The sequence below is a fragment of the Thermaurantimonas sp. genome (assembly GCF_046299575.1).
GTDB lineage: Bacteria > Bacteroidota > Bacteroidia > Flavobacteriales > Schleiferiaceae > Thermaurantimonas.
In genome coordinates, this window is record NZ_JBKBHX010000002.1 from 21,644 (window position 1) to 37,507 (window position 15,864).

General features: G+C 42.2%; 10 protein-coding genes. All 10 read left to right on the plus strand.

Annotation, left to right across the window (positions count from 1 at the left end):
• The first annotated feature begins 30 nt into the window (after window positions 1-30).
• The 10 genes from ACK4EX_RS02600 (at window position 31) to ACK4EX_RS02645 (ending at window position 15,864) form a co-directional block, all read left to right on the plus strand.
• Window positions 31-1,494: an SUMF1/EgtB/PvdO family nonheme iron enzyme gene (locus tag ACK4EX_RS02600; RefSeq protein ID WP_409769432.1), complete on the plus strand. Its 1,464-nt coding sequence runs from the start codon at window positions 31-33 to the stop codon at window positions 1,492-1,494.
• 43 nt (window positions 1,495-1,537) lie between these two features.
• Window positions 1,538-2,212 (plus strand): gliding motility protein GldL, encoded by a 675-nt coding sequence (gldL, locus tag ACK4EX_RS02605; RefSeq protein ID WP_409769434.1) that lies wholly within the window; start codon window positions 1,538-1,540, stop codon window positions 2,210-2,212.
• Window positions 2,213-2,248: 36 nt separating this feature from the next.
• The gene (gldM, locus tag ACK4EX_RS02610; RefSeq protein WP_409769435.1) at window positions 2,249-3,790 is read left to right on the plus strand and encodes a gliding motility protein GldM; all 1,542 of its coding nucleotides are present in this window, start codon (window positions 2,249-2,251) and stop codon (window positions 3,788-3,790) included.
• Between the two features lie 2 nt (window positions 3,791-3,792).
• Complete coding sequence (gene gldN / locus ACK4EX_RS02615) at window positions 3,793-4,620, plus strand: gliding motility protein GldN (RefSeq protein WP_409769437.1); 828 nt, start codon at window positions 3,793-3,795, stop codon at window positions 4,618-4,620.
• A 104-nt stretch (window positions 4,621-4,724) separates the two neighbouring features.
• A complete protein-coding gene (locus tag ACK4EX_RS02620) occupies window positions 4,725-6,044 on the plus strand; it encodes a T9SS type A sorting domain-containing protein (protein WP_409769439.1) in 1,320 nt (439 codons plus the stop codon).
• Window positions 6,045-6,046: 2 nt separating this feature from the next.
• Entirely contained in the window at window positions 6,047-8,218 is a 2,172-nt protein-coding gene (locus ACK4EX_RS02625) for a hypothetical protein (RefSeq protein ID WP_409769441.1), read from the plus strand.
• A gap of 13 nt (window positions 8,219-8,231) precedes the next feature.
• Window positions 8,232-10,490: a T9SS type A sorting domain-containing protein gene (locus ACK4EX_RS02630; RefSeq protein WP_409769442.1), complete on the plus strand. Its 2,259-nt coding sequence runs from the start codon at window positions 8,232-8,234 to the stop codon at window positions 10,488-10,490.
• Between the two features lie 56 nt (window positions 10,491-10,546).
• Window positions 10,547-11,995, plus strand: a complete 1,449-nt coding sequence (locus ACK4EX_RS02635; RefSeq protein WP_409769444.1) for a hypothetical protein — start codon at window positions 10,547-10,549, stop codon at window positions 11,993-11,995.
• Window positions 11,979-14,846: a TonB-dependent receptor domain-containing protein gene (locus ACK4EX_RS02640; protein WP_409769446.1), complete on the plus strand. Its 2,868-nt coding sequence runs from the start codon at window positions 11,979-11,981 to the stop codon at window positions 14,844-14,846. Before ACK4EX_RS02635 ends, ACK4EX_RS02640 begins: the two co-directional genes overlap by 17 nt.
• Before the next feature lie 7 nt (window positions 14,847-14,853).
• Complete coding sequence (locus ACK4EX_RS02645; protein WP_409769448.1) at window positions 14,854-15,864, plus strand: PorV/PorQ family protein; 1,011 nt, start codon at window positions 14,854-14,856, stop codon at window positions 15,862-15,864.

The window sequence follows — 15,864 nt, forward strand, 5'->3', positions numbered from 1 at the left end:
AATAAATACCTGAAATCATCGTTAAAACGAATGACTAAAAAACTACAATACAATCGTCAAATAAACCACAATATGACAAGAGTTGCCTCATGGCTATTTTTGGCTGGCGTTGTACTGAGCTCTTGCAGGAGTTCAGACCACGGTGAGCTTGTAGGCGTAAAAGATAGACCAAGATGGTATCCTTCAGAGCCATATGGAATGGTCTTCATTAGACAAGGTTCGTTTAATATGGGCAATTCTGATCAGGATGTGCCTTATGCACAAATTAGCCCTACCAAAACAGTTTCAGTACCTGCCTTTTGGATGGATCAAACTGAAATTACCAACAATGAATACCGTCAGTTTGTAGAGTGGGTGAGAGACTCCATCCTCAGATATCGCCTTGCTGAGAATGAAAACGTTCAAGGATATGAGTTTATCACTCCCGATAACGTAAAAAGGCCGACATTTTTTGACGAATACATGAATGCCAACTATCCGGATTCTATGAAGCGCACCTTAAATTGGGAGCCTAAATTGATCTGGGATGTTCGCAAATATCCAAGTGAGGAATACACACAAATCATCGAGTCGATGTATTTGCCTCCCGAAGAGCGTTTTATGGGTGAGCGAATAATCGATGCTCGTCAACTCAATTACGTATTCTTTTGGATAAACAAGCAAAAAGCTGCTCAAAAGTCAAACCGAGTGATTTTCGATTATTTTGACGACGACAACGACGGTAAAAAGTTTTCATACCGCGATTACATTAAAGACACCAAAGAAGAATCAGACAGGTCTTCTTTCTTTGAGCAGTCAATTATCAATGTCTATCCCGATACACTCTGCTGGATTCACGATTTTGCCTACTCTTTTAATGAGCACATGCATGACGATTATTTCTATCATCCTGCTTATGACGACTACCCAGTAGTGGGAATCACTTGGAAGCAAGCTCGCGCCTTCTGTAATTGGAGAACCAAGTACAGAAACGATTACCTCGTTTCCATAGGTGAACCAAAGGAAAAAGAATTCCGCCTGCCCACTGAAGCTGAATGGGAGTATGCTGCCAGAGGTGGTATCAACAATATGACATATCCTTGGGGTGGTCCTTATGCCATCAACTCATCAGGTTGCTATTTGGCCAACTTCAAGCCCATGCGCGGTAATCTGACGGCCGACGGTGGTTTCTATCCGGTAAAAGTGACTGCTTATAATCCTAATGGCTATAACTTATTTAACATGGCCGGAAATGTGGCCGAATGGACTTCAACGGCTTTTGATGCGGCCTCATATTACTATGTAAGTGACATTAGTCCTGATTTTCAGTACAATGCCAGCGAACGTGATGATGAGACTTTGAAGCGGAAAGTAATACGCGGTGGTTCTTGGAAGGATGTAGCCTATTATCTGCAAGTGAGTACACGCGACTTCGAATACCAGGATACCGCCAAGTCTTATGTCGGATTCCGTTGTGTTCAATCGTTCCTCGGTAGAGATATTAAAGATTTTTAACCAACAAGTCAATCCTATTGTTTAACTCTAATCTAAATCAAACATGCCACTCATCGATGTAAATGGTAAAAAGTTTAAAAACTTCTTGGCAAAACTTTACGGTTTTGGTGCAGCCGTTGTAATCTTAGGTGCAATGTTTAAGATTCTGCACTGGACAGGTGCTGACATTATGCTCATAGCAGGTCTATCTACTGAAGCCGTGATCTTCTTCTTCTCAGCATTTGAAAAGCCCGCTCCTGAATATGACTGGACACTCGTTTATCCCGAACTTGCAGGTGTCGAAGATCTGGATTCAAAAAATTCAAACTCATTGGTTCAACAATCAACTAGCTTGACTCAAGAGCTCGATATGATGCTAAAGGAGGCTAACATCGATGAGGAACTTATCCGCAGCCTGGGTGACGGCCTCAGAAAATTTGGCGACGCTGCCTCTAAGCTTAATGAAACAATAGATGCCGCTGCTGGCACTCAGAAATACAGTGAGCAAATCACTCTAGCTGCTAAGCATATGGAAAGTCTTAACGCTTTGTATGCTGTTCAACTCGAAGGCACTGCCAGCCAAATGGAACTTCAAAATGCTCTGATAGAAAAACTTGGCAACAGCATTGAAAACACCGAAAAACTTTCATATGAGCTGAACGAACTCGTGACAAACATGGCAGCTCTGAATAAAGTATATGGTGGAATGCTCTCTGCGATGGGAGTGAGCAGACAATAACCAAAAATTAATCTTTCTTTTATTAAGAATTAAAAGATGGCACAAGGTAAACTTAGTCCAAGGCAACGAATGATTAACATGATGTATTTAGTGCTCACGGCACTTCTTGCACTAAATATATCTAAAGATATACTTGACGCACTTACCAAACTCAATGAAGACCTCGCTTCTACTGTAATGACAGTAGAGAAGAAGCTCGGCTTTATTTACGAAGCTTTTGATAAAGCAGCTGCCGAAAATCCTGAAAAGGCCGGTAAATGGAGAGACATGGCTTATGAGGTAAAAGAGAAATCAACCGAAGTTTATAACTACATCGAAGGCATTAAGAAAGAACTTGTTGAAATTACTGGTGGAATAGATGAAAAATCCGGTAAACCAAAAGGCCTGGACAACAGAGAAAAGGTAGCCAACTATCTTCTCAATGATCCTTCAGTAGGTGGAGCAGGAAAGGCAAAAGAACTTAGAGCCAAACTCGAGAAATTCAGAGAAGATATGAAGACCTATGTGTCTGACAATCCTTCTTTGATTTCGATGCTCGATGCAAACTTCAATACCGGCAAGCAAAAAGTTGGAGATGTTCAAGTAGAATGGGAAAACGCCACATTTGAGCACTATCCACTTGCAGCCGTACTTCCTTTCTTAACCGGTATTCAAGCAAATGTGCGAAATGCTGAGGCTGATATCATTTCTCATTTACAAAGCAACATAGGTAAAGCGGATTTGAAGTTTACTGACGTTTATGCCGTAGTAAAGCCAAATGCCCTTTACTTGACGCAAGGCGAAACGTACGAAGCTGAAATTTTCTTAGCGGCTTTTGATGCTACCCAAAAGCCCGATGTATATATAAACGGGCAAAAGCTTGATCCTTCAATGATCAGCAACGGGATTGCAAAATACCGCGTAAGCGCGTCTTCTGTAGGTGAAAAATCTTATTCAGGTAAGATTGTAATTCGCCAAAATGGTGAAGAAAAAGAATACGAAATCCCAACCCAAAAATATACCGTTGCTCCTTCGTCAGTTGTTATATCACCTACAGCAATGAATGTACTTTACCGCGGTGTGGATAATCCGTTGGAAGTAGGTGTGCCCGGTGTGGATCCCTCAAAAGTAGAGGTGAGAGGTCCAGGCCTCACCAAAAAAACAGATGGTACTTACACCGTTGATATCACCAAATTAGAGGGTACCACAGCTACCTATGAAGTGTATGTAAAAACCGACGAAGGAACCAGAAAAGCCGGTGAAAAGAAATTCCGCATCAAAGGTTTGCCTCAGGCTTCAGGAATGATTTATAACAGAAAGGGTGGTCTTTTCTCAGCTAACGCTGTAAAAAATGCTGAAATTCAAGCTGTTTTTGAAGACTTTGTGTTTGACCTATCATTGAAAGTCGTATCATTTGAAGTTGTTGTACCCGGATTTCCACCTCAGCAAATTAGAGGCGACAGATTTGACGATGCTACGCGCAAGAAGATTGAAACTCTGAAGCCAGGTTCGAGCATCACGATTCGCAATATCCGCGCTATCGGCCCCAAAGATTTTCAGGTAACCAACATATCTCCGATATCTATTGACATTCAATAAACATGAAAAATAGAATTTTCCTTGTTGTATCCCTAGCATCTGTTGTTACACTCAGTGCTCAGGTGCTTACCCCGCAGGACGACGGTATCATCCCTGCTGCTACTCGCTTTCACAACAACAATAAGGTGTTTGAATATCCTTATTTAAGAGAAGCTGATCTGATGTGGAGTACACGTCACTGGGAGCGAATAGATCTCAAGGAAAAAGCAAACTTCCATCTTTACTACCCTGAAACTCCGCTTCCTGACAGAAAATCTCTGTTCAACGTATTAATTGATGGCATTTTAAAGGAGGCTACAATCGTCGATGTATTTGGCGACGATCGATTTGAGATTCCTTACACTGCCGAAGAGGTAAGCCGTTATGTTAAAACAATTGACACCATTTTTAACCCAGACGATCCCTCTAAGATCGACCTGATAGATACCATTGAGATTAAAAGTAAAGACGTTATCGCCTATTACATTAAGTCTGATTGGTATTTCGACAAGCAACGTGGCGAACTTAAAAATAGAATCATTGCAATTGCCCCGGTGGTAAAAAATCCAAGGACTAAGGATATTTACCCATTGTTTTGGGTTTGGTTTCCAGATGCGCGATATGCTTTGGCAACTAATACTGCGTTCAATCGTGGTAACAATATGCAGCGCCTTACCTTCGACCAAGTGTTTCATCTCAGATTTTTTACCTCTGTAATTTACAAAGAGGAAAATGTGTATGATCGATCTATAGCAGACTATAAGAGAAAATCAACATTGGAGCAACTGCTTGAAGGTCAGCAAATAAGAGAGAAACTGAGAAACTTCGAAAACGATTTGTGGGAGTTTTAAGATTCTTAATTGAAAATAAATATGCCGTGGTAAACCCACGGCTTTTTTGTTTAGTAACAGTTTATTAAAACAAAAAAATCTACCTTTGCAGACAAAGTAATTCAATGATTAGATATTTACATCTACTCCTGTTCATTATTACTCTCTCAGTTCGTGCTCAGTCGTACGACACGATCCGGATAATGACCTACAATCTCCTTTATTACAGAGTTAATTTTGAACAATGTAACAATACGACAAACAATCCGAATAATAAAGATAATTACATAGCCACGATCTTCGACCATGTAAAACCAGATATATTTATCGTTCAAGAAATGGGGGTTAATCCTGGTGCTTTTGATGGACCGCTTGTTACTTTTCATCAAAATATCTTTCTGAACAGAGGATTGACACATTACAAACGAGCCAATTTTACAAGAAGTAACAACTCAAATATTGTTAATGCATGTTTTTACAACTCAAGTAAAGTTGAACTGAAATCCCAATTTTTATTAACTACGGGCAGCAACAATCAGAACATTACAAGAGGTATAGACTTTTATACATTTTACTACAAACATCCTAACCTCGGTCAACCTGGAGTTGATACCGTCTTTTTTACATGTATCGGATTACATTTAAAAGCTGGAAGTACTCAAGCTGACATCACCCAGCGTCAATACGCCTTAGAAGCTGTAATGAATCACATCAACAACAATATTGGTCAGGCGAATATTTTAATAATGGGCGACTTTAATATGAACGCTTCTACCGAACCTGGATTTCAGGCTCTCATCAATCACCCCAATCAAAACATTCGCTTTTACGACCCTTTAAATTCCCTTGGTACCTGGTTTAATAATTCTACTTATGCTTTTTTGCATACACAATCTACTCGACTTAATCAAACTAATAACAATTGCTTTGTGGGCGGTGGGCTCGACGACCGCTACGATATGATCTTAATTACCGACCCCATCCGCAATGAATCGAAGGGTATGAAATATGTACCAAATTCTTATAAAATTCCTGGAAATGACGGCCTGAGATTTAAAAACTTTATTACTTCAACTAATCCAGTACCAAATACCAGTGTACCACCAGCAGTTTTGACAGCCTTATACGAAAATTCTGATCACCTGCCAGTCTATTTGGACGTGACTGTAATGCGCAGCAACCTCAGCATATCTGAATTTGCACACAAAAAATGGAAGTGGAATGTTAGTTACTCAGATGGGCAATTAAAATTTTTACTTGACGGATTATATCCTGAAAACATTGACGTCTCAGTCACTGACATGACGGGCAAAATAGTGTACCGATCAAAAATTGGAGTTTTAGAAAGTGAGTTTAAGCTCAACTTGCCTTTAGCAAAAGGCATGTATATCGTAAATGTTTCTGATTCCGGCCATAGTACCAGCAGAAAAATAATCGTATATTAATAATGAAGCTCCGATTCGGATATTCCATTTTTGCAACTTTATTGATTATCAGTGCTCGCTCTCAACAGTTTGAAGAACGAGTCACTACAGCAAGCAATGTTAGACTTACGGTGACCAATGCTGGTACCTTTGGCAATGCATTCAGAGGATATAGAGATGGTACCGGTAGGCAGAGTTGCGAATATCCTGCGGGTAGCGGAATCGAACATCTCTTTGAGGGAGGTATTTGGGTAGGAGGAGTGCGTCGTGGCGATGGTAGTATTCTTGTAAGCACCTCTGCACTCGATGCACCTCAAGGATATGCTCCGGGTAGAGCAGGTTTTGAATTTACCATTCCTGTAGGCGCGCCACCCATGCAAGAGCGATCTGCTCTGACCGATTCGCGCTTTTATTCTCCTTCAGCAGTTTCACATCAAGATTTCATTGCTGTTTTTAACGATGTGAGTCAGACGGTGCCTGGTACTTCAATACCCATTACCGGACACCAATTTCCGATGAATATTCAAGTGACCCAAGAGACATACAACTGGAACTATTCGTTTTCAGACTTTTTTGTCATTGTAAATTACAAAATAAAAAATATTGGAAATGCTGCTTTCGACAGCCTTTATGTGGCTCTGTGGAATAATACTGTAGTACGCAATGTAAAAGTAACTCCAGCTGGTGCTGGAGGTAGTGTATTTTACAGCCAAGGAGGCAATGGTTATATGGATTCGCTAGGCTTGGCTTACTGCTACGATGCTACCGGCGATGTGGGCTTTACCGAAAGCTACATAGGTCAAAAATTTTTAGGAGCTGAGGATAAGTTTGGATTTCATCATTTTCTGCTTGATAGTACTTTCAATAAAAAAACAGGGCAATGGGTCAAGGAAAATTTTAAAGCTCACTACAACGCCTGGCAATTTAACAATTCTAGTAACCCTATTTTCTTCTTCCCTACCAGCGATGAGTTGAGATACAACAAAATGACTGCCGGTCTAAATCACCATCCGTGTTGGAATGAACCTACTTCGTCGGCCTGTCAATCTACATTGGGTGTGAACTTACAAGCCGAGCTAAATAAGAGTGGAAACCGCTCTGATATTGTAAGTGTGGGTCCTTTTAACGATTTTCTACCAGGCGATGAAATCATAGTTGCTTTTGCTTATGTAGTTGCAAAGAAGTTTGAAGATGGTAATCCAAATTCTGTGAACAGCGAAGTTCAACGCAAAAATTTGATTACTAATGCGAATTGGGTGCAAGTGGCGTATAACGGAGAGGATAAAAATTTCAATGGTATACTGGACCCAGGAGAAGACAAGGATGGCGACGGAAAAATTACTCGTTTCATTTTACCAGCCCCACCAGATATTCCCCGAACACGTCTAGAGCCTTCAAATGGCAAAATTGATATCTATTGGTCTGACAACAGCTTATATAGCATTGACCCGATACTTCAAGAAATGGACTTTGAAGGCTTTAGAATTTATTTGACAAAGCCAGGCTTTGATGTGGTGAGTGTTCAAGACATAGCTTCAGCTTTTGTATTGGTTGGTGAATATGACATAATAAATGGCGTCGGCAACGACGTGGGTCTTGATAGAATTCGCTTAACAACACCCGTTAAATTTGATGGTGATACAATAGAATACCACTTTAAATACACGATTGATAATCTGCTAAATGGTTGGCAATATGCGGTTTCGGTTACAGCTTTCGACCGAGGAGACCAGTCCCTCAATTTGGAAAAACTGGAGTCCTCGCGACTGGCGAATCAGTTCAGGGTTTTTCCGGGGATGCCGGCAAATGAAAATATGAAAGAAAATGAGCCCTTTGTGTATCCAAATCCTTATTACTATGGTAGCTCATGGGAGGGCATCAGCAATTTTCAGGAAGAAACTCGAAAAATTTACTTTGCTAACTTACCAAAACGTTGTAAAATCTCCATTTACAATCCTGTGGGGGATTTAATTGATGAAATTTTACACGACGAAAATTACAATGGCAGTGATATCCGTTGGTTTAGGTCGTTTGCTGCAGAAAATCCGGACAGAAACCGCTTCAGCGGTGGCGAACATGCCTGGGATTTGCTTTCGAAAAATACGCAAATAATTTCAAGAGGTCTCTATCTTTATACAGTTGAAGATCTTGAGACCAATAAGCGATACACTGGAAATTTCGTAATAATTAAATAAATCGTTCATTCTTATGAAACACATTTATTCTTTTTTCTTGACTCTCGCTCTGGCATTTAATGTGGGTGCACAAACCACAGTGCCATATGTGAGCATTCAGAACATTCAGTATGTTTCGCCAACGAATTTGGCTAATTGCGTTGACTCTTCTCAGTATGAGAATCAGCTTATTCGCACACGTGGAATTGTGATTGTAGACGGTGGTAGAGTAGAAGTGCCATCATCTGCAGTGCAAGGTGGTTTCAGACCATTTATGTACATTGTAGACACTGCTGCTGCCGGTCAGATGGGTCCATTCAAGGCAGTGGAGGTAGCTGGGTGGTATCCGAGCGGCAATCAGTTGATTCCGCATCCCGTGGCATGGCAGGTAGTAGCTGGAGATGTGGTGGAGGTGATAGGAATAGTGAAAAATTTCAATCATCAAACACAAATTGAGCCTCAGCAATTTAGCCACATCAATTTGATATCGTCAAATGCTCCGGTACCACAGCCTGTGGTCGTCAGTGTTGGCCAGCTCAATGACAATAACCGAGTGAACCAGCTCACAACGGGAGAGCAGTGGGAAGGTGCTTTTGTTGAAATTCAGAATGTAACTGTTGTAAGCGTTGATTATTTCTCAAATGGTACTCGCGTGAGCTTTGACGTGGTAGATGGCAACGGAAACAGAATTAATATCTCAGACCGGTTCATTGCACAGAAACTTCCAACATATCAGGTTACAAACCCAAACTCTCCATACGCAACTATTAACGGTGGACCGGGTACAGGTAAATTTCAGCCCCCTGTAGTTGGAGCTTTTTATCAGAAGATTAGAGGCATCATTTTGCACTCAGCCAATGGATGTACCGGCCTGAATGGTCGTGGTTACGAGCTCAACCCATTCGACTCAACACACTATGTGCTTGGAGCTACTCCTCCCGTTATCAGCGACATTCAGAGAATACCTCCCGTGCCTAATCCGACTCAGAGTGTAAAAATTACTTTCACTGCTAATGATCCTGACGGCACTGTGGCGAACGCCAAAGTATTCTACAGCACTAATCTCTCAACTCCAGTTGCCCAGTTTGACTCAATAACAGCAACCCTTAAGCCCGGTACTACTGATGAATATGAGGTAACTCTGCCCCCTCAGCCGCTCAATACTGTTGTAAGATACTACATCAGAGCAATTGACAATCAAGGCAACATAGCTCGTCAACCTGTCGGTACTTTTAACAATGAACCGCGGGTGTTCCACTATACAGTACGACCTGCCGGAATGGTGATCCCTGACATTCAATATGTTTTAGATGGTGGTGCTTCGCCATACGTAGGACGCCAGGTTACCGTGAAGGGAATTGTAACTGCTACTGCCAAAGATCAAGACCTGGGATATGTGTATATTCAGGATCCCAACTACAACGAATGGGCCGGCATTTGGTGCGTAGGTGTGGGCTTGTTTGATCTCTTCAGACATGAAGAAGTTGTAGTAACGGGAGTGGTTGAAGAGTTTTTCAACTACACCCGCCTTCAAGTGGTCAATGTGCAAAAAACCGGCATACTCGACAGCACTGCCGTACAACCTGTTATTCTCAATCCTTCGGACAGCGCTACACTTCAGCCTCTTAATATGGAGAAATACGAAGGTATGCTTGTTCGCTTCCAGCATCCTACTCAGGGTCAGAAGATCCGAATTACAGAACCAAAACTTACTTTCGGGGAATACAGAATTGGTACTCAGGCTGGAAATATTACACAGAACAACTCCTTCAGAGTACATGCCGGTCGTCAGAGCAGTACTGCTTTCAGCTCACTTTGGGTACAGCTTGTGACCGATACCATGTATGCTACCGTTGATGGTACGATGAACGTTCCACCAATAGTAACAAGCGATACAATGACCTTTAATGCCGTGCAGGGAATCGTATTCTTCAGCTTCTCAAACTACAAGCTGCACCCAAGAGCTAACGATGACTTCACCGGTGCAAACTTCCCGATGTTGCCTGTGACAAACCGTCCGAAATCTCCTCTGAATACCAAGGAGTTCGAAAATGTACGTGTAGCTATTTATCCGAATCCGGCGAAGGATGTTTTGAATATTACCTCTTCGCTTTCAGAAAATGCTACCGTAACGATTTCCGATGTACAAGGTAGAGTTGTAAAGCGCATCGAGCTTCGCCCGTTTGAAGTTAATACATATGACATTACAAGCTTCAAACCCGGCCTTTACATAGTCACTCTTACCTCTAATAAGGGTTCTATAATTTCAAACTCTAAGCTTGTAATACAATAATGATTTAGACAAAGGCCGGCCAGACAGCCGGCCTTTGCTTTAATAAATTAAAACATATGCGCTCCAGAAGTCTGTTGTATCTCTCAGCTATACTCGTCGGGCTTACTACTTGTAAAAGAGGAAGTTTTACAGAAAATCAACCTCCTAAAACACAGCTTTTTCTCGACGAAATAAATAGAGTAGGAGAAAATAGGCTGAACTCCACTGTGTTTCTTTCTTGGATTGGTACAGATGCCGATGGATATGTAATAGGTTATGAATTTAGCATCGACAATCAAAACTGGTTTTACACAACTCGTACTGACAGCGTTTTCCGATTTTCGATAGCTGCTGGCAAAGACACTGATGACATCAACTTTTGGATTCGCGCAATCGATAACCTGGGAGCTAAAGACCCAAATCCGGCTTATTTGAAAATACCACTGCGAAATACACCACCAGTGGCTTTATTCGATAAATTAGCTTTGCCTGCTGATACAGCGATCGTAGCAGCTACTTTCAGATGGAGAGCCACCGATGCAGATGGCGACAATACCATAACGAAAGTGGAAATACGAGCCAATGACGGCCAATGGATTGAGATTCCGAGAAATTCGAATTTGTTTACCGTAGTTTTAAAGAAACCCTTTCAATCTGGTACACATCAGGCTGATGTTTTTATAGACAACCAGCGGACACCGCTTTCCACTGGTTTGGATAAAATTCATTACAATCAACCTAATGTGCTTTATATCAGGGCATTTGATATTGCCAATTCGGTTAGCCAATTGGATACGTCGAATGTCTTTGTGATGGTACCTGCCTCAAAAGACTTTCTTATTCTCGGTGGGCAGCCTTCCAACATCTGGGATATTTACAGGCCGATTTTTAACCAGATAACGCCAAACGGGTATGATTACATTGATCTAATTCGAAATCAGGGAAAGTATCGTCCGAAATTTTGGAATCCTACTTTTCGTCACATCATTTCACAGTATCAGAAAGTCTTTGTTTTTACTGACCCGACAAACTATCAGAACCCTATAAACGGTCAGTCAGCTTCACTGCTTGTATTCATGGCTCCAGCTATGGCTGAGTACAACAATATTGGAGGTAAATCTCTTATCACCACGACCCTTACTGCCAATGCTGACATAAGTGCATTTTCTATTGCATATCCTATTGATGGGCTTGTAATTTCAGGAGGTCAGGCTCGACTAACGCCTGACAGTACAATTTTTTCGGTACAAGGTACTCCTCAACAATATCCTGCTATGAAACCTCAGTTTGTACTAACTGGACTGGTTCCGATAGTGCGATCACCTGACTCAGAACCTTTTTACCGCGCTCAAATTACACGCTTACAAGGCTGGCAAGGCGACAACCTGGTAGGTGTACGCCGGAAAAACGGCCAGGGAAATGTGCAACAGGTATTTTTTGGCATAAACCTACACCACTTTGCTCAGGACGGCACCAACTTACAAGTGTTACTCCATCAAATCATTAACAATGATTTCAACTGGTAATCGAAAGGCATTTTTTACCGCGCTCTGTTTAGTATTTGCACTGCTTTCATTTGCCCAGCCCAAATCAGGTACCGGTGCTCTTAAAGGAAAAGTAACCGATGCCACCAATGGTGAAGAATTAATTGGTGCCAGCGTAATTATCGTAGGTACTTACATGGGGGCATCTACAGATGTGAACGGAATGTTTATAATCCCAAACATCAAGGCAGGTGATTATGTAGTGCGCGTACAGTATATCGGGTATACTACGCAAATTCTAACTGATATTACCATCAAGCCGGGCGAGACAAAGACGTTGAATGTGGCCCTTCGGCCTCAAACCGAATCACTCAACGAAGTAACCGTAGTAGGCCGCAAGAGTACGGTGAACCTCGAAAGTGCGAAAAGTGAGGTAACTTTTAAATTCGAAGAGATTTCGCAGATGAACGTGCGCAACGTTCAAGAGCTTGTCGCTATGCAGGCTGGGGTAGTTAAAACTCAGGATGGTCTGCAAATCAGAGGTGCCCGTGTGTATGAGACCGAATACATCATCGACGGAGTTTCTGCCCAAGACCCCCTGGCAGGCACTGGTTTTGGTGTCGAAGTGAGCTCCAGTGCCATCAATAGTTTAAACCTCATTACCGGTGGCGCAGGTGCAGAATATGGCGGAGGTTCATCGGGGGTAATATCGACGACCATTCGTGAAGGAGGAGACAAATTTGAAATTTCAGGCAACTGGCAGCGCGATTATTTGATAAATAGTAAAAATCCAACATCCTTTAACACAGATATTGTCGAAGTCACTTTTGCTGCTCCTATTCCCGGTACTAAGAAAAAACTGACCCTCTTTAATAACCTAACTACACGCCTTACCGACGAATATTTCGGTCCCACGGCTAATCAACTGATTTCATCGCTTTTACCGGATCAGTCCAAGCTGCTTGCCCCGCGTTATTCCAATACGCACATTCATACCCTGAAGCTTGCATACCAGCTTAAGCCAGGTACCAAGATCACCTTTACTAATCAATTCAGCTTGTCCATCAATCAAAATACGCGCATGCTTCAGATTGTAGGTTTTGATGCCATCCTGGTTCCGGGATTTCAATACGCTCGCAGTCAGAACTTAGACAATGCCACCACTTACACACACAAGTCTATTTTGAATGCTATTAATATCAATCATTTGATTACTAAAAAGTTAGGAGTTAATATTTCATTGGGTAGGCTTTTTACAAATCTGAGGGCTGATGCCAATGGTCGCCCCTTCAGAACGCAGACCGTGGATCAAATTTTTGATGAAGATCATATAACTACTGACCCTGTTGAAATTTTTAATCCAGGCGATCCTTCAGGTACATATTATGTTTTGCCGGGTAATGGACTAGTAAATAACGGAGGTATAAGCCCAATCTGGCACGATCACTATGCACAGGAGTATTCCATTCGCACCAAGTTTACCTACAATCCCAATGACAACGTGAATTTTATTTCGTTTGGTTTCCAGCATTCAGCAAACGAATATCAGTGGGTAGATGTACTCAGACCCTGGGTAGGTGCGCCTATTAAGATCAACGACAGCACTTTTACTCCATCAATTAGCATCGGTTCTTCAAACGATATTTGGTCGGTAAAACCCCATAACGGAGGCCTGTTTGTTGAAGACAAAATCACTTACAAAGGCATTCAAGCAACTTTAGGTCTTCGACTTAACTATTGGGCAATGGGACGCTTTGCCGATGAAGCTGTAGAAAATCCAGCCAGTCCTGTAATCAATCAAGTGCGTCAGGATTATTTGGATAAAACAACAAAATTGCTTGGGCTTCGCTGGAAAGCCCGGCTCATGCCACGCATCAATGTTTCATTTCCAGTGACTGAAAACAATGTGCTTTATTTCAACTACGGTCACAGCATGCGCATGCCTCATCCGCGATTTGTGTACGCAGGTCTCGACCCGGTATATCAAAACAGATCTTTTCTGGCCAATTTAGGAAATCCTGACATCGACCCTGAGATCAACGTGAGCTACGAAGTAGGCATCAAAACGAAGGTCAACAAGGATTTTGGCTTTACGCTAACAGCTTTTAACAACAATCGCTTCGACTATATCGTATCGCGCTCAGTAATTACACGCGATCCGACAGGGCGTTTTGTGACGCGCACCATGTTTATCAATCAAGACTATGCGCGTATCGCTGGTGTAGAATTTGGTTTCAATTATCGCCTCTATACACATTACAATTTCTTTGGTAATGTGGCATATCAAGTAGCGCGTGGTAAGTCAAACTCCGCGCGTGAATCGGCCCTGCAAATCGCTCAAAACGGCGAAGTACAGCTTAGCCGTGAGCAGTTTCTCGCATTCGACAGGCCCTGGAACATCAATGTGGGCGTAATGTTTAATCCCGATTCTACATTCAGAGTCTTTGGCCGAAAGATTACAGGATTCAGAGCTTTTGCTATTTATCAATACACCAGTGGTTTCAGATACACGCCAATGAAACGCGTAGGAGGGCTTGAAGTTAGACCAGGTGTAGAGCGACCGCTCTTTATGCCTGAAAATGATAAATTTTTGGCACGCCTTGCCACACCCTGGCATAATGTGGACCTTAAAATCAGCTACGATTATTTCATAAAACGAAATACCGGTTTTACATTTTCAATTGAAATGCGCAACGCGCTAAACAACAAAAACGCTCAAATCATCAATCCTGTGACTGGAAGAGCTTATGAATATGGCGATGATGTACCCAACGATTGGCGCGACCCACGTCCGGAATACAACGGTCCGCAGGAACGTGGACTTGATCCCCGAAATCCTGCTCGCTATTTGCCACCTCGCCAGTTGCTCTATGGTGTAACCTTTAGATTTTAAACTGAAGATGAGGAAAATACTTTTAGCAATCATCTTGCCTTTTTGGATGCATCTGTTGAAAGCTCAGGTATTTCCGAGCTATGGTGGCGAGCGCGCCGGTTTATCGGCTCTTACGTTTTTAAAAAACGACATCAATCCTCGTTCTGTGGCTATCGGTGGAGCATCCTCTGCCTTAAATGGAGATGCTTTCTCAATTTTGTCCAATCCGGCTGCTTTAGTTCAACTGAAAGACAAAGGCTTTACCCTTGCCAACAAGTTTATTGGGGCTGGTGTGAATCAAAGCTTTGTATCGTTTGTGAATCCGCAGAGTGATCAGACATCTGTCTGGGGTTTTTCACTTAATTCACTTACAAGCGGTTACATTAAAGAGCGAACAGAGTTCATGCCTGGTGGTACCGGTCGTGAATTTTCCGTAGTCAATATGGCCTTCGGTGCTACATATGCTAAGCTGCTCAGTGAACAATTCTCTTTTGGTCTTACCATGAAGTATGTGTATGAACATGTGGCTGGATTTAACAACCACACTGCCGCTGTCGATCTTTCTTTTCTCTACAAAACTGACTTTAAGAAATTGCAATTTGCAGCAGTACTGCACAATTTCGGAGGAAGTAGCTCTCTGGCTTCGCGCGAAGACATCCCTGTCACTTTTAATAGAACCACAGGTATTGCCCTCGAGACAAATCCGGTGCCCACCGTGTTTTCCATTGGTATGTCGATCGAGCCTTACAGAGCCGACAAACATGCTCTGCTGGCAGCCTTTCAGATCAGTCACCCAAACGACAACAGTGAAAACATTCGCTTAGGGGCTGAGTATTCATACGACGATCAGTTTTTTGGTCGCCTTGGCTATAAAATCAATGTTTTAGGACATGTCTATCCCACCGCTGGGGTAGGTGCAGCTGTGCCTTACGGAAGCGGGCAGTTGGTAATGATCGATTATGCTTTTACTGCCACCCGATTTTTTGGCTCACAGCATCTGATTGGCGTTCGTTTTATGTTGTCAAAATCGAAAAAATAA